This is a genomic window from Burkholderia anthina, from assembly GCF_902498995.1.
Taxonomy (GTDB): Bacteria; Pseudomonadota; Gammaproteobacteria; order Burkholderiales; family Burkholderiaceae; genus Burkholderia; species Burkholderia anthina.
The window spans coordinates 274667-289638 of the sequence record NZ_CABVLY010000004.1; the positions used below are offsets into that span (position 1 = coordinate 274667).

13 protein-coding genes are annotated in these 14972 nt (G+C 66.0%); 5 read left to right on the plus strand and 8 right to left on the minus strand.

The genetic code is table 11. From position 1 onward, the window contains the following. Positions 1 to 26: 26 nt before the first annotated feature. Positions 27 to 1124, minus strand: coding sequence for a YVTN family beta-propeller repeat protein (locus BME24068_RS08315; protein ID WP_096506957.1), 1098 nt, complete (start codon positions 1122 to 1124; stop codon positions 27 to 29). Positions 1125 to 1441: 317 nt separating this feature from the next. On the opposite strand from BME24068_RS08315, the gene BME24068_RS08320 reads away from it, so the two are divergent. The 3 genes from BME24068_RS08320 (at position 1442) to BME24068_RS08330 (ending at position 3901) form a co-directional block, all read left to right on the plus strand. Continuing rightward, complete coding sequence (locus BME24068_RS08320; protein ID WP_174925739.1) at positions 1442 to 2548, plus strand: S-(hydroxymethyl)glutathione dehydrogenase/class III alcohol dehydrogenase; 1107 nt, start codon at positions 1442 to 1444, stop codon at positions 2546 to 2548. Positions 2549 to 2564: 16 nt separating this feature from the next. Then, the gene (gene fghA, locus BME24068_RS08325; RefSeq protein ID WP_174925740.1) at positions 2565 to 3416 is read left to right on the plus strand and encodes an S-formylglutathione hydrolase; all 852 of its coding nucleotides are present in this window, start codon (positions 2565 to 2567) and stop codon (positions 3414 to 3416) included. 101 nt (positions 3417 to 3517) lie between these two features. After that, complete coding sequence (locus tag BME24068_RS08330; protein ID WP_096506960.1) at positions 3518 to 3901, plus strand: VOC family protein; 384 nt, start codon at positions 3518 to 3520, stop codon at positions 3899 to 3901. A gap of 92 nt (positions 3902 to 3993) precedes the next feature. Here the strand turns inward: BME24068_RS08330 and BME24068_RS08335 are convergent, their stop codons facing one another. After that, positions 3994 to 5013, minus strand: a complete 1020-nt coding sequence (locus tag BME24068_RS08335) for a GlxA family transcriptional regulator (protein ID WP_096506961.1) — start codon at positions 5011 to 5013, stop codon at positions 3994 to 3996. 335 nt (positions 5014 to 5348) lie between these two features. Here BME24068_RS08335 and BME24068_RS08340 point away from each other — a divergent pair, with 335 nt between their 5' ends. After that, on the plus strand, positions 5349 to 5771 hold the full coding sequence (locus tag BME24068_RS08340) for a TerB family tellurite resistance protein (RefSeq protein WP_174925741.1): 423 nt from the start codon (positions 5349 to 5351) through the stop codon (positions 5769 to 5771). 151 nt (positions 5772 to 5922) lie between these two features. Beyond that, on the plus strand, positions 5923 to 6918 hold the full coding sequence (gene waaC, locus BME24068_RS08345; protein ID WP_174925742.1) for a lipopolysaccharide heptosyltransferase I: 996 nt from the start codon (positions 5923 to 5925) through the stop codon (positions 6916 to 6918). 238 nt (positions 6919 to 7156) lie between these two features. On the opposite strand, the gene BME24068_RS08350 is transcribed toward waaC, so the two are convergent. The 6 genes from BME24068_RS08350 to BME24068_RS08375 all read right to left on the minus strand — a co-directional run bounded on the left by BME24068_RS08350 (position 7157) and on the right by BME24068_RS08375 (position 14713). Then, the gene (locus tag BME24068_RS08350) at positions 7157 to 7993 is read right to left on the minus strand and encodes an intradiol ring-cleavage dioxygenase (RefSeq protein WP_174925743.1); all 837 of its coding nucleotides are present in this window, start codon (positions 7991 to 7993) and stop codon (positions 7157 to 7159) included. Positions 7994 to 8151: 158 nt separating this feature from the next. Then, positions 8152 to 8358 (minus strand): hypothetical protein, encoded by a 207-nt coding sequence (locus BME24068_RS08355; protein ID WP_174925744.1) that lies wholly within the window; start codon positions 8356 to 8358, stop codon positions 8152 to 8154. 16 nt (positions 8359 to 8374) lie between these two features. After that, complete coding sequence (locus BME24068_RS08360) at positions 8375 to 8767, minus strand: RcnB family protein (RefSeq protein WP_096506966.1); 393 nt, start codon at positions 8765 to 8767, stop codon at positions 8375 to 8377. A 157-nt stretch (positions 8768 to 8924) separates the two neighbouring features. Then, entirely contained in the window at positions 8925 to 10394 is a 1470-nt protein-coding gene (locus tag BME24068_RS08365; protein WP_174925745.1) for an efflux transporter outer membrane subunit, read from the minus strand. Next, positions 10391 to 13576, minus strand: a complete 3186-nt coding sequence (locus BME24068_RS08370) for an efflux RND transporter permease subunit (RefSeq protein ID WP_174925746.1) — start codon at positions 13574 to 13576, stop codon at positions 10391 to 10393. The genes BME24068_RS08365 and BME24068_RS08370 overlap by 4 nt, the downstream gene beginning before the upstream one ends. Before the next feature lie 9 nt (positions 13577 to 13585). Further along, a complete protein-coding gene (locus tag BME24068_RS08375; protein ID WP_174925747.1) occupies positions 13586 to 14713 on the minus strand; it encodes an efflux RND transporter periplasmic adaptor subunit in 1128 nt (375 codons plus the stop codon). Between the last annotated feature and the right edge of the window lie 259 nt (positions 14714 to 14972).

The following is a 14972-nucleotide window of genomic DNA, read 5'->3' on the forward strand; positions in this document are numbered from 1 at the left end:
CGGAACGGGACACCCGGGGGAAACGGTCAATGCGATTCGATCGAGCCGTCGCTATGCGGATACGTGACGATGCCCCACGCAAGCGGCAATTCGTCGATCTGCTTGATCGGCTGGTAGTTTTGCGCATCGAGCACGTAGACCGCGTCGGATCGCCCGCATGCCGCCAGCAGTTTCGCGCCGTCCGGCGTGAAACTGAAATGCCAGCACCGCTGGCCGACCGGAACGTCGGCAACATGCGCGTAGCTGTTGCCGTCGAAGACCTGGATCGTCTTGTCTCGCGCCGCAGCGACGAAGAGCCGCTTGCCGTCGGGGCCGAACGCCACGCCGTACGGCCCCAGCTTCGTATCGACCGTCTTCGTGACCTGAAGCGTGCGCGCGTCGATCACGACGAACTTGTTCGACGATTCCAGCGTGACGATGTAGCGCTTGCCGTCGGGCGACAGCCGGATACCGCGCGGACGGCCGCCTTTCGCGAGTTTTACGGTTCGAATCGGCGCGCCCGTCCGGGCGTGATAAACCGAAACGGTATCGTCCCCCTCGTTGGTCACCAGCATCGTGTTGCCGTCGCGCGAAAACTCGATCCCCTCGGTTTCGTGGCCGCTCGTCACCGAACGGACCACCTGCCAACGCTTCATGTCGACGATCGCAATTTCCGCAGGGGGGCTGTCGGCGTCGTCATCGCCGGCTGCGCCCGCTCGGCCGGTTCCCGCAGCGGGCCCTCCCGACCCCGCAGGCTCGTAGGTCACGTACGCGTAGCCGTTGTGCACGCGCACATATTCGGGATTCTTGCCGATCTTCACGCGCCGCACGACCTGCCCCGATGCCGTGTCGATGACGGCCAGATCGCCGGTATTCTTGTTGGCCACCAGAAGCAGCGCGCCATCCGCGCTCAAGCTCAGGCCGCGCGGGCCGTCGGTGCCCACCGGTAGCGTCTTCGTCAATGTCATGCTGCCCAGATCGATCACGCCGACACCGGCCTTCTCGCTCGTCACATAGGCAGTCGGCGTGACCGCATAAGCCGCGGTCGTTGCGAGCGAGAGCGTTGCGGCGGCAATGACCGAAGGCGCGGCGAAGAAAGCGCGGAAATGCCGCGTCGTCCTGATTTGAAATCGTGTCTCCCGCATCGATGTACTCCTTGTTTTGAAAGCGCTGCGCCGCGAGAATTCGCGCCGTTCGAGCAAGGTAACGCTCGAAGAATCGGTTGACAACGACGTCGGACGGGAATTTTTCCCGAATTGCGACAACGGGATCGACTCCGGCGTCAACCGCGGATTCGGGAAACCCAGACGAATCGCCCTTCGGTCGACGGACAACCCGGAACCCACTTCGGTTTGGACAACTTGCACCGCATTTGCGCCAAAACCCGTCTCAAGCGCACCATCCTCGCGGCAATCGACAATCATGGCGTCGTCTCAATCATTGACTTGGGCGACGAGAGAACATGAAGACGAAAGCAGCGATTGCATGGAAGGCGGGCGCGCCGCTGACGATCGAGGAAGTCGATCTGGAAGGCCCGCGCGCGGGCGAGGTGCTGATCGAGGTGAAAGCCACGGGCATCTGCCACACCGACTACTACACGCTGTCGGGCGCGGATCCGGAAGGGATCTTCCCGGCGATCCTCGGCCACGAAGGCGCGGGTGTCGTAGTCGACGTCGGCCCCGGCGTCGGCACCGTGCGCAAGGGCGACCACGTGATTCCGCTGTACACGCCGGAATGCCGCGAGTGCAAGTTCTGCCTGTCGCGCAAGACCAACCTGTGCCAGAAGATCCGCGCGACGCAGGGCAAGGGCCTGATGCCCGACGCGACGTCGCGCTTCTCGCTCGACGGCAAGCCGCTGTTCCACTACATGGGCACGTCGACGTTCTCGAACTACATCGTGGTGCCGGAGATCGCGGTCGCGAAGGTGCGCGAGGACGCGCCGTTCGACAAGATCTGCTACATCGGCTGCGGCGTGACGACCGGCGTCGGCGCGGTGGTGTACTCGGCGAAGGTCGAGGCGGGCGCGAACGTGGTCGTGTTCGGTCTCGGCGGAATCGGGCTGAACGTGATCCAGGGCGCGAAGATGGTCGGCGCGGACAAGATCATCGGCGTCGACATCAACCCGAAGCGCGTCGAACTCGCGAAGAAGTTCGGGATGACGCACTTCATCAACCCGAACGAGGTCGGGAACGTCGTCGACCACATCGCGCAGTTGACCGACGGCGGCGCGGACTACTCGTTCGAGTGCGTCGGCAACGTGAAGCTGATGCGCCAGGCGCTCGAGTGCACGCACAAGGGCTGGGGCCAGTCGTTCATCATCGGCGTGGCGGCGGCGGGCGAGGAAATCGGCACGCGTCCGTTCCAGCTGGTGACGGGCCGCGAGTGGAAAGGTTCGGCGTTCGGCGGCGCACGCGGCCGCACCGACGTGCCGAAGATCGTCGACTGGTACATGGAAGGCAAGATCAACATCGACGACCTGATCACGCACACGCTGCCGCTCGAGAAGATCAACGACGGCTTCGACCTGATGAAGCGGGGCGAATCGATCCGCTCGGTCGTGTTGTACTGACTGGAGGCACACGACGATGCTCGAACTCGTTTCATCGCATGCTTGCCACGGCGGCGAGCAACGCTTCTATCGCCACGACTCGAAGGCGATCGGCCTGCCGATGAAGTTCTCGGTGTACCTGCCGCCGCAGGCCGCGCACGGCCGCGTGCCGGCGCTGTTCTATCTCGCGGGGCTCACGTGCACCGAAGAGACGTTCGCGATCAAGGGCGGCGCGCAGCAATACGCGGCGCAGCACGGCATCGCGCTCGTGATGCCCGATACGAGCCCGCGCGACGCGGGTGTGGCGGGCGAGACCGATGCGTGGGATTTCGGCGTCGGCGCGGGGTTCTACGTCGACGCGACGCAAGCGCCGTGGTCGACGCATTACCGGATGGAGTCGTACGTGACGGACGAGTTGCGCGAGCTCGTCGCGGCCGAGCTGCCGATCGACGGCGCGCGGCTCGGAATCTTCGGTCACTCGATGGGCGGGCACGGCGCGCTGACGCTCGCGCTGCGTCACCCGGGCCTGTACCGGTCGGTGTCGGCGTTCGCGCCGATCGCCGCGCCGACGCGCTGCCCGTGGGGTGAAAAGGCGTTCTCCGGGTATCTCGGCGCCGATCGCGAAGCGTGGAAGCAGCATGATGCGAGCGAACTCGTCGCGCGCGCGGATGCGCCGAAGTTCGCGGACGGCATCCTCGTCGATCAGGGTCTCGCCGACCAGTTCCTCCCCAACCAGCTGAACCCGGACGTGTTCGAAGCCGCCTGCGCGAAGGCCGGCCAGCCGCTGACCTTGCGTCGTCACCCGGGTTATGACCATGGGTACTACTTCATACAGAGCTTCATCGGCGACCATATCCGCCACCACTCGGAGACGCTCCGCCCCGGCTGAAAAACTTCGTCGATCACCGCATGTGGCCAGGGGAATCGTACTCGCCCTTCCCCGCGCTCCATGAATCGCCTTTCCACTCCCAACGACGCAAAAGGAACATCATGGCCATCTTCACGCATGTCACTGTCGGCACCAACAATCTCGATGCCGCTCGCGGCTTTTACGATACCGTTCTCGGCGAGATCGGACTGAAACGCATCACCGACCTCGGCGAAAATGGTTCGATCTGGGGGAAAGACGCACCGTCCTTTTTCGTCTTGAAACCCGTGAACGGTCAGCAGGCGACCATCGGCAACGGTGTCACCGTGGCATTCGAAGCACCGGATCGCGATTCGATTCACACCTTCCATGATGCCGCGCTGGCTGCCGGCGCCAAGGACGAAGGCGCGGCCGGCCCTCGCGACTGGGCACCCAACGCCTATGCGGCCTATGTCCGCGACCTGGACGGCAACAAGCTCGCGGTTTACTGTTTCAAACCCGCGTGACACGCTCGATGTGACATCGGCCAGTATTCGACGTTTATATCCGCGCCGGAAATACGGCGTCGAGCGGGTTCCCGTCCCGGCTCGACGACGTATCACGGGCTTCGGCGCACGTTGCCGTCACCATGACGCTGTACTGCGCCGAAACGCTCGCGGTATTCGAGCGGCGTCACGTTGAGCGCGCTCTGGAATGCTTTCCTCATCGTCTCGTAGGTTTTGAAGCCGGCGTTTGCCGCGACGGTCTTGGCCGGCAGACGCCCTTCTTCAAGCATCCGGCGGGCGGCTTCGATACGGATACGCGTCAGGAATCCGGATGGCGTCATGCCCGTTTCCTTCTTGAAGCAACGGTTGAAGCTCCGCACGCTCATCGAAAGTCGATCCGCCATTTGAGACGCGCTCAGCTCCTTCTGGCAGTTCTCCAGCATCCAGTCCTGAATGTCCCTGATACTGGGGTGGTGCGTCGTCTGGCTCATCAGGTGCGAACTGAACTGCGATTGCCCACCCGGCCGCTTCAGAAATACGACAAGGTCGCGCGCCACATCGAGCGCCACGTCGCGGCCGAAATCCGCTTCGACGAGCGCCAAGGCCAGATCGATTCCGGCCGTGACGCCTGCCGACGTCCAGAGTTTGCCCGCGTGAATGAAAATGCAGTCCGTATCGACGCGCACGGCAGGATACCGGGCGCGCAACGCATCCGCGACTGCCCAGTGCGTCGTCGCCCGGACACCATCGAGAAGGCCCGCGGCGGCGAGAAAGAACGCGCCGGAGCACAACGCCGCCAGCCGTTCCAGACGGTCGAACGCAGCCTCGACCCACTCGACAATCTCATGTGCACGGTCGAGCGCCTGTTCGATCGACCACGCGCCGACGATCATGGCCGTGTGGGGAAGCGAGAGGCGACTCAGCATCTTTGTCGCGTACAGCGGAACACCCGTATCGGTCACGCAGGGGCCGCGCTTGGTCGATACCAACTGGACATCGTAGCGGCCATCGATACGCCGGCGCTGCAGATGCAGGTTCGCATAATGAAAAACGCTCAATGCACCGATTGCCTCCAGTGCCTTGCATCCGTCGAAAATGACGATATCGATCGTGATTTCCTCCGTCTGGTACATAGGTGTCCCCTTCCCGACCGGTTGACTGCCGCGGAAATGTTCCGACGACCCAGCAACCATGTCACGCACGAATCATGCCAATCCGCTCCGGTTTCGAGCGATCTGCCGGTTTGCCGAAGTACCGCCCGCCGCGTCATCGAGCCGGGCACCGGCGGCGATCCGGATTCGCGTGTTCCGCGGGATCGCTTGAGGGTCGGCCGGGATTCGGAACCGCCCTCCTCACTTCGGTTTTTCCGAAGCTTCAGTATTGGATTAACTGATTTTTCCGATTACCCAAACCGTCGAAACTGTTGACTCTTCAACAACGCGGAACGATCCCGCAAAGGAGCAACAGCATGAGAACCTATCCCCGCAACAGCGCCCAGGCAGCCGCACGCATCGTTGCGCTGGTGCTGATCGCGGACGGCCACGTCGATCCCAGCGAGGAACGGTTCCTCGAGAAACTCGAGACCGAACGCAGGTTCGGGATCGCGTCGACCGAGTTTGCGCAAATCGTCCAGACGGTATGCGAGGATCAGGCAATCAGCCACGTTTCGTCCGGCGCCATTTCCGGCCATCTCGATCACGCCACGCTCGAAACGCTACTCGCGGAAATCGACGACCCCGATTTGCGCGTGAGGATCATCGCGATGTGTCTCGCCGTCGCATCGGCGGATGGACACCTCGCGGACGGTGAAATCAGTGTGCTCGGGACCATTCTGACTGCATGGACGCCGCAAACGCTGAACTTCGCTTCAGAAGAACGCAGTTTCGCGTAGGCCCCCGGCGAAGCCTGCCCCGGCTTCCGACAGTCGCCGCCGAGGCCGGAAACGTCCCGCGCTCGCCCAAGCCCTCGAGGCCATCCGACCTCGCGGACATCCGGGTCAAAGTATTCGGCGTGTTATTCCGCAAGTAAAACCAATGATTGCAATGAAGCGCATTTTGATCGTGAAGGTGACGTCGCTCGGCGACGTCGTCCAGACGCTGCCGGTCGTCGCGGATCTCCATCGTGCATTTCCCGGCGTGACGGTCGATTGGGCCGTCGACGAGTCGTGTGCCGAAGTCGTGCGCTGGCACCCGGGCGTCGGCAACGTGCTCTGCGCACCGCTGCGGCGGTTCAAGAAGCGCCGGAACCGCGGCGACCTGAAGGCGATTTCCGCGTCGATCGGCGCGCTGCGCGCGCACCGGTACGACGCCGTCATCGACCTGCACGGCGTCTACAAGAGCGCGATCATCTCGGTGCTCGCGCGTGCTGCGCGCCGCGTCGGCTATCAGACGCAGGATCTCGGCGAGACGGGCGCGCGTTTCGCGTATTCGCATCGCTTCGGTCCGCGCCCGGACTGCGACGCGTGGCACGGGATGCGCGTGAGCGCCGGCGAGGCGCTGGGCTATGTCCCCGAAGGGGTCGCGGCATACGGCATCGTGGCGCCGCAGGACACGAGCCTGCCGGCCGCCGTGACCGACGGCGCGCCGTTCATGCTGCTGTTTCACGCCACCTCCAATCCGGACAAGAAATGGCCGGCCGATCACTGGGCTGCGCTCGCCATGCAGATGATGGCGCGCGGCATGCGCGTGCTGGTGCCGTGGGGCTCGGCCGCCGAACATGACGACGCGCGGGACATCGCGGCACGCGCGCCGGGCGCGGTCGTGCTGCCCGCGATGTCGGTGCGCGAACTGGGCGCGGCGATCGGCCGGGCCGCGCTCGTGGCGGGAGTCGATACCGGATTCGTGCACATGGCGCATGCGTTGCGGCGGCCGACCGTGATGATTTTCGTCGCGACGTCGCGCCATCACTGCGGCATCGGCGGCGTGCCGAATGCGCTGTCGATCGGCGAGCCGGGCGCGATGCCGTCTGTCGACCAGGTGATGATCGCCCTTGGCAAAGTCCAATGTGCTCACAAGGAATGCGAATCACTGGATTCGTGACAAACACGACCGCCACCCCGTATCGGACGACGCGAGTTTCGTGAATGCCTTCGCGACGTTCGATCGCGGTGCCCGGCGGTAGATCTGAACCCGACAGGCTCTCCGTCGAAACGGCGAGAATGGTCGATGACGCAGGCTCAACCCGGCACTATCGATCCGGATATGGGCGGGTGGAAGATGACGGTCATCGCAGCACAGGCCCGCGCCTGTTTCCTCTTTTCACCCGAGGAGGCCACCGTCACCCAAGCTCGCGCGACATCGCCCCCGGATCGATCGCCACGATCACATTCGCCACGACCCCGCGTGCCGGATCGCGCGAGTCCACCAACGTCGTGCGCGCAACGGCTTGAGCGCCATGCTGGCTCGCGTAGACCGGATCGTCGGTCAGCGCGACACGGGCAACGCGGTTGTCGCGATATGGCGCGACGTCCCGCATCAACGGCACGATCAGCGTTTCCGGAAGAAACACTTGCCCGATGTGCGCGACGTGATCGCCATGCGACGCGTTCGCGGCCGAGCGGACCCGGAAATGCACGTGATTCGTTCGCCCCGGATATACGCCGGGAACGATCGAATCGAAACGTGCGATGCCGTTCCGATCGGTTGGCTGCACCCCGCGCAAGAACGTCAACGCGTCGGTCGGGTGCGGTGCCGGCGGCATGCCCGACGGTAGCCCATGATTCGCGCCGGCCGGACCGAAGCCGGACGGCGGCGGCCCGGGCGGCGGTCCAGCGGGCGGCCCCGAACGCGAGAGCTGACCGAAGCCCGAATAGACGCCGAGCGCGTCGCATTGCCAGACGTCGACGAGCGCATCGGCCAGCGGCACGCAGCCGCGCACGTCGATCACCGTGAAGCGAAGATCGAGCGGCACGCCCGGCTTGTGCTCGCGAATGTCGCGCCGCATCAGGCGCTTGTCGAGATAGTACGGGCCGAGGACTTGCTCCGCACTCGCCACGCACACCCCCGTGTTCGCCGCGCCCCCGGGGCGGGCATGCATGGCGAAGCCGAGCGCCGCGCCCGTCGTCAACACGGACGACAGAAACGCGCGGCGGGACAGACTGGAACGATAGAGCATGACGAGTCACGGTTTGACGCACGGGAGCACGCTGATTCCGGCGGTGCCTTGGCGCGACGCATTGAAGGAAATCGTGAGCGGCCGGCTGGATTTCGCCGACGACACACGGCAGCTGCATGCCCGGCGGCGGCACGGCCGGCCGCCGGGGATCGCATCGATCAGCTCAACGCGGACGGATGCGGCACGACGATCGCGCCTTGCGGCCCACCGCCGCCGCCGCCGGGGCCTCCCGGCCCGCCTTGTCCGCCCGGGCCCCCGGGGCCGCCGCCCGGCCCGCCCCAGCCGCCGCAATACGGCAACAGGCAACATCCGCTGAGCGCGGAAACCAGTGCAATCAATGCCGCCAGTGCAAGCGTGTTTCTCATGTCACTCCTTGTTCGTTCAATGATGCGGGCCGCTGAGGATGCTCGTGATCACGCCGGTCGTCATCGCGGCCAGCACGAAATCGCCGTCGATCTGCAGCCACTGATAGCCGGACGGCGGCGGCTGAAGGTCGTGCCCGCGCCAGTCGTCGACCACATACTTCGGACCGCGATAGTCCTGCGGCACGCGTCCGCCGCGGCGATGCCAGTCGCCTCGCGCAGCGTCCATCCGCGCGTCGGGACGCGCACGCATCGCGCCGTCGCGATCCGGCGCACGATCCGGCCGCGTCTCGCGGGCGCGGTCCGCCCCGGGGCCGCCCGGCGCGTCGCCGGGCCCCTGCTGCGCCGACGCGCCGATCGACGTTCCAGACATCCCGGCGGCAACGAGCAACGCGAGAATCCGTTTCTTCATGGTGCTTTTCTCCTGAAATCAAACACGACAATCCGCATGCCGCCCGTGAACGGACCGAAACACGTCACGTCGTGAATGCACTGCATCCGGAGACGGCTGCCATCTGCCGCCCCCGACTTCCGGCAATCGATTGAAGCTCGCAGCTTCCGCGCTTCGCTCACGACTGCCCTGACACATGCCGAGCGTCGCCCGCTTGCGACGCATCGTCAGCCCTTTCCGACCAGCCGCCGCCGAGCACCTTGTACAGCGTCACCAGATTCGACAGCTTCGACAGTTGATCGGTGACGAGCTGCTGCTGCGCCGTATACAACGTTCGTTGCGCGGTCAGCAGCGTGAGGAAGCTGTCGGTGCCGGTCCGGTAGCGCGCTTGCGCAAGATCGTAGTAATCCTGAGCGGATCGCACGTACTCGCGATCGGCGTCGACCTGCGTCACATAGGTCTCGCGCCCGGCCAGCGCATTGGCGACTTCCTTGAACGCGGTCTGGATCGCCTTCTCGTAGTCCGCCACGTCGATGTCCTTCTCGATCCGCGCAACGTCGAGCGATGCCTTGTTGCTGCCGTAATCGAAGATCGGCATCGTGATCGACGGCGCGAACGTCCATGCGCCGGTGCCGGCCTTGAACAGCTGCGCCAGGCCGGTGCTGGCCGTCCCGGCCGTCGCCGTCAGCGCGATCTTCGGGAAGAACGCGGCGCGCGCGGCGCCGATGTTCGCGTTCGCGGCCTTCAGCGTATGTTCGGCGGCCTCGATGTCGGGCCGGCGCGCCAGCAGGTCGGACGGCACGCCGGCGCCGATGTCCGCGAACATCGCGTCGCCGTCGAACAGCGTCGGGCCCGAGTCGAGATCGTCCGGCAGCGCGCAGCCGATCTGCGCCGCGAGCGTGTTGCGGTCCTGCGCGACCGCCCGCGTGTACGACGCGACGCTCGCCTTCGCGCTCGCGAGCGACGTCTGCGCCTCGCGCACGTCCTGCAGCGACGCACTGCCGATCTTCTGCATCGCGACCGTCAGGTCGTAGGTGCGCTGGTCGGCTGCCGCCGTATCCGTCGTGATCTTGAGCATCGCCTCGTCGGCGCGCAGTTGCAGATAGTCGGTCGCGACGGTCGCGACCAGCGAAAACTGCGTGCTCACGCGCGACGCATCGGTCGACAGGTAGTTCTCGAGCGCCTGCCGCTTCAGGCTTTGCAGGCGGCCGAAGAAGTCGATCTCCCACGACGTCGTGCCGACCGACACGCTGCTCGACCGCGTGGTCGTGCCGTCGCTGCGCGCATTCGACAGCGATCCGGTCGCGTCGATCGACGGGGCGAGCGCCGCGCGCGTGATGCGGTACTGCGCTTCGTATTCGGCGACCTGAAGCGCGGCCACGCGCAGGTCGCGGTTGTTGTCGAGCGCGAGCGCGATCAGCTTCCGCAGGTGCGGATCGCGATAGAAATCGCGCCAGCCGACTTCGGCCGCCACCGGCGTCGCGGCCCCGCTGGCCGCGGACGGCGCGGACGGCGCGGACGCGGTGCCGTACGCCGGCCCGCTCGGCCATGCGCCGGCCATCGGCGCGGCCGGACGTTGATAGACGGGGTCGAGCGAGCACGCAGCGAGCGCGGCAACGCAAACCAGCGTCAGGCATTTCAGTTTCATGCTTGTTCCTCGTCGTGCCGCGCGCCGTCGTGGCCGTGTTCGTTGAACAGCCTGCGCACGACGATGAAAAACACCGGCACGAAAAATATCGCGAGCACCGTCGCGGCGATCATCCCGCCCGCGACGCCCGTTCCGATCGCATGCCGGGCGGCCGAGCCGGCGCCGGTGCTGATTACGAGCGGCAGCACGCCGAACACGAACGCGAGCGACGTCATCAGGATCGGCCGCAACCGCAGGTGCGCGGCCTCGAGCGTCGCGTCGAGCAGCCCGCGGCCCTGCGCCTGCAGGCCCTTCGCGAATTCGACGATCAGGATCGCGTTCTTCGTCGACAGGCCGATCGTCGTCAACAGGCCGACCTTGAAGTACACGTCGTTCGACAGACCGCGAAGATGCGCGGCGCCGAGCGCGCCGAGCACGCCGATCGGCACCACGAGAATCACCGCGAGCGGCACCGACCAGCTTTCGTACAGCCCGGCCAGGCACAGAAACACGACGATCAGCGAGATCGCGTAAAGGTAGGTCGCCTGCGAGCCGGCCAGTACCTCCTGATACGACTGGCCCGTCCATTCGATGCCGAAGCCGCTCGGCAACTGCTGCGCGATCTTCTCGACCGCCGTCATCGCCTGGCCGGTACTGACGCCGGGCGCCGTCTGCGCGCTCATCTCCATCGCGAGCTCGCGGTTGTAGCGTTCGATCTGCGGCGGGCCGAAGGTCCAGCGCGTGCTGGAGAACGCCGAGAACGGCACCATCTGCCCGTCGTAGGACGTCGTCGTCGACGAAGCCGACGTGCCCGACGAAGAGGTCGAAGACGACGATGAATCGGCGCGCACATACCACTGCCCGATGTCCGACGGCATCATCCGGTACGGCGCGTCGGCCTGCACGTAGACCTTCTGGATCCGGCCGGTGTCGATGTAGTTGTTCACGTACGACGAGCCGAACGCGGTCGACAGCGTCGTGTCGATATCCGAGACCGACAGCCCGAGCGCACTGGCCTTCTCGCGGTCGATGTCGACATAGAGCTGCGGCGTGTCCTCGAGGCCTGCCGGGCGCGTCATCGCGAGCGACGGCTCCTTCGCGGCCAGCGCCATGAAGCGGTTGCGCGCGCTCAGCAGCTTGTCGTGCCCCTGGCCCGAACGATCCTCGATCTCGAAGTCGAGGCCGCTTTGCGTGCCGAGCCCCTGGATCGCGGGCTGGTTCATCACGAAGATCTGCGCATCGCGACGCTTCGCGAACGCGGCGTTCGCGCGATCGATCACCGCCTGCGCGCTGTCGTTCGAGCCGCGCTGGCCCCAGTCCTTGAGCTGCACGAAGGCGAACGCGTTGTTCTGCCCCTGGCCGTTGAAGCTGAACCCGTTGACCGTCATGACGTGCGCGACGGCCGGCTGCTTCAGGAAATACTGTTCGACCGCCTGGACCGTCTTCAGCGTGCCCGATGCCGGCGTGCCGACCGGCGCGGACACGGACACCATGATCGAGCCCTGGTCCTCTTCCGGCAGATACGACGACGGCAGCGTCGCGAACAGCAGCGCGACGATGCCGGCGACCAGCGCATAGGCGATCATCCAGCGCGCGGGCTTCGCGACGACGCGTGCGAGCGTCGCGCTGTATCCCGCGTTGCTTTTCTCGAACATCCGGTTGAACGCGCCGAGGAACCCGCGGCGCGCGTGCTGCCCGGCCGACGCGGGCGTGAGCAGCGTCGCGCACAGCGCGGGCGTCAGCGTCAGCGCGAGCAGCACGGACAACACCATCGCGGACACGATCGTCACCGAGAACTGCCGGTAGATCGCGCCCGTCGAGCCCGAGAAGAACGCCATCGGAATGAACACGGCGGTCAGCACGGTCGTCACGCCGACGAGCGCGCCGGTGATCTGCCCCATCGCCTTCTTCGTCGCGGCCTTCGGCCCGAGCTTCTCGTCGGCCATGATCCGCTCGACGTTCTCGACGACGACGATCGCATCGTCGACCAGCAGCCCGATCGCGAGCACCATCGCGAACATCGACAGCACGTTGATCGAGAACCCGATCGCCGACATCACGCCCAGCGTGCCCAGCAGCGCGACCGGCACGACGATGGTCGGGATCAGCGTCGCGCGCAGGTTCTGCAGGAACAGGTACATCACGAGGAACACCAGGATCACGGCCTCGAAGAGCGTCTTCACGACTTCCTCGATCGAGATCCTCACGAACGGCGTCGAATCGTACGGATAGCTGATCGCGACGTCCTTCGGCAACTGCGGCTGCAGTTCGGCGAGCTTCGCGCGCACCTTCTTCGCCGTCGACATCGCGTTCGCGCCGGTCGACAGCTTGATCGCGAGCGCGGCGGCCGGCTTGCCGTCGCTGCGCGACGACGTATCGTACGAATCGCCGCCGACCTCGATGCGCGCGACGTCCTTCAACAGCACCTTCGAGCCGTCGGCATTGACGCGCAGCAGGATGTTGCCGAACTGTTCGGGCGTGGTCAGCAGGCTCGACGACGCGATGGTCGCGTTGATCGCCTGCGCATCCGTCGCGGGCGCCCCGCCCAGCTCGCCGACCGACAACTGCACGTTCTGGCTGGTGATGGCGGTCGTCACGTCCGACGCGGTGAGCCCGACGCTCTTCAGCCTGACCGGGTTCAGCCAGATCCGCATCGCGTGCTCGGCGCCGAACAGCGTGACGTCGCCGACGCCGGTCAGCTGCGTGAGCGGATCCTCGATCTGCGTCGCGATCACGTTGCCGAGATCGATCGAGTTCAGCGTGCCGCCGGGCGACGACAGCGCAACGATCATCAGGAAGTTGCTGGACGCCTTCGCGACCTGCACGCCCTGTTCCTGGACCGTTTCGGGCAGCGACGCCGATGCCTGCGTCACCTTGTTCTGCACCTGCACCTGCGCGATGTCGGCGTTGGTGCCGGGCGCGAACGTCAGGTTGATCGTCGCCTGCCCCGCGTTGCTGCTCGTCGACGACATGTACATCAGGTTGTCGATGCCGGACAGCTTCTGCTCGATCACCTGCGTGACGGTCTTGGCCACCGTGTCGGCCGACGCGCCCGGATAGGTCGCGCTCACGCGCACCGACGGCGGCGCGATGGTCGGATACTGCTCGACCGGCAGCGTCGTGGTCGCGGCGGCGCCGATCAGCATGATCACGATCGCGATCACCCATGCGAGGATCGGGCGCTGTATGAAGAATCCTGCCATGCGCCCTCCTTACGACTTCGCGGCCGGCGTATCGGCCGCCACGCGCACCGCCGTGCCGGCCTGCACCTTCTGCAAGCCGTCGACGATCACGCGATCGCCCGCCTTCAATCCGCTCGACACGATCCACTGGTCGCGATAGGCGTTGTCGGCGCGCACGGTTATCTGCTTCGCGTGGCCGGTCGCATCGACGACCCACACGCTCGCGGTGCCGTCCGACGCGCGCGTGACGGCGAGCTGCGGCACCAGCAGCGCATTCGCATCGACGCCCTCGTCGAGTTGCGCACGCACGAACATCCCCGGCAGCAGTTCGCCGTCGGGGTTCGGGAAGATGATCCGCAGCGTGACGGATCCGGTCGTCTGGTCGACGGTGATGCCGGAGAACTGCAGCACGCCGTCATGCGGATACGGCGTGCCGTCTTCCATCGTGAGCCGCACGATGGCGCCGTCGCCGGCGCGCTGCAGGCGGCCCGATGCATAGGCCTTGCACAGTCGCAGCCATTCCGCGCTCGAGCGCGTGACGTCGAGATACATCCGGTCGTATGTCTGAATGGTCGCGAGCGCGGTGGTCTGGTCGGCCGTCACCAGCGCGCCTTCGGTCACCGACGACGCGCCGATGCGCCCGGCGATCGGCGCGGTGATCCGCGTGTAGCCGAGATTGACGCGCGCCGATTCGAGCGACGCGCGATCGGCCAGCACGTCGGCCTCGTCCTCGCGCACGGCCGCGACCGCGTCGTCGTTGTCCTGCGCGCTGACCGCGCCGATCTTCGCGAGCTGCGCGTAGCGCGCGGCCTTCGTCTTCGCCGACGCGAGCGTCGCTTCGGCCTTCGCAAGCGTGCCGCGCGCCTGGTCGTAGGTGGCCTGGTAAGCCGCCGGATCGATCTGGTAAAGCACCTGTCCGGCCTTGACGTCGGCACCTTCGGTAAAGAGCCGCTTGCGCACGATCCCGCCGATCTGCGGCCGCACGTCGGACACCTGCAGCGCCGACAGGCGCCCCGACAGCGCCGTGCGCTCGTCGATCCGCTGCGGCGCGAGGGTCTGGACGCCGACCTCGACGGCCGCCGCGGCGGCACCCGGGCCAGCTGCCGTACCACGATCGCCGCAACCCGCGAGCGCGAGCGACGCGCACAACGCCAGCATGGCCGGCCAGCGCGTCGCGCGCGCCGGCGATGCTGGCCCGGATAACGCCGGCAAACGCAACCGGCAACACTCCAACTGCTTGTTCATGTGTACGACCATCACCCTTCCAAGATGGGGTGCACGATACGTCAAACGTCTCGTAAGTTGTTGATTATTATGTGCATTTATATAATGTGTCGTGATTGACACAGACCGATCGCGCGCACCGGAGTACATTGGTCGGCGAATGCACCGCGGCCGCGCGCCGCATACGACACGC

Excerpts from the sequence above, each read along its gene's own strand:
- BME24068_RS08350 (WP_174925743.1), bottom strand. The coding sequence starts at position 7,993 with ATGCTCTATCGTTCCAGTCTGTCCCGCCGCGCGTTTCTGTCGTCCGTG.
- waaC (WP_174925742.1), top strand. The coding sequence starts at position 5,923 with ATGAAGCGCATTTTGATCGTGAAGGTGACGTCGCTCGGCGACGTCGTC.
- BME24068_RS08320 (WP_174925739.1), top strand. The coding sequence starts at position 1,442 with ATGAAGACGAAAGCAGCGATTGCATGGAAGGCGGGCGCGCCGCTGACG.
- BME24068_RS08315 (WP_096506957.1), bottom strand. The coding sequence starts at position 1,124 with ATGCGGGAGACACGATTTCAAATCAGGACGACGCGGCATTTCCGCGCT.
- BME24068_RS08375 (WP_174925747.1), bottom strand. The coding sequence starts at position 14,713 with ATGCTGGCGTTGTGCGCGTCGCTCGCGCTCGCGGGTTGCGGCGATCGT.
- BME24068_RS08365 (WP_174925745.1), bottom strand. The coding sequence starts at position 10,394 with ATGAAACTGAAATGCCTGACGCTGGTTTGCGTTGCCGCGCTCGCTGCG.
- BME24068_RS08340 (WP_174925741.1), top strand. The coding sequence starts at position 5,349 with ATGAGAACCTATCCCCGCAACAGCGCCCAGGCAGCCGCACGCATCGTT.
- fghA (WP_174925740.1), top strand. The coding sequence starts at position 2,565 with ATGCTCGAACTCGTTTCATCGCATGCTTGCCACGGCGGCGAGCAACGC.
- BME24068_RS08330 (WP_096506960.1), top strand. The coding sequence starts at position 3,518 with ATGGCCATCTTCACGCATGTCACTGTCGGCACCAACAATCTCGATGCC.
- BME24068_RS08335 (WP_096506961.1), bottom strand. The coding sequence starts at position 5,013 with ATGTACCAGACGGAGGAAATCACGATCGATATCGTCATTTTCGACGGA.
- BME24068_RS08355 (WP_174925744.1), bottom strand. The coding sequence starts at position 8,358 with ATGAGAAACACGCTTGCACTGGCGGCATTGATTGCACTGGTTTCCGCG.
- BME24068_RS08370 (WP_174925746.1), bottom strand. The coding sequence starts at position 13,576 with ATGGCAGGATTCTTCATACAGCGCCCGATCCTCGCATGGGTGATCGCG.
- BME24068_RS08360 (WP_096506966.1), bottom strand. The coding sequence starts at position 8,767 with ATGAAGAAACGGATTCTCGCGTTGCTCGTTGCCGCCGGGATGTCTGGA.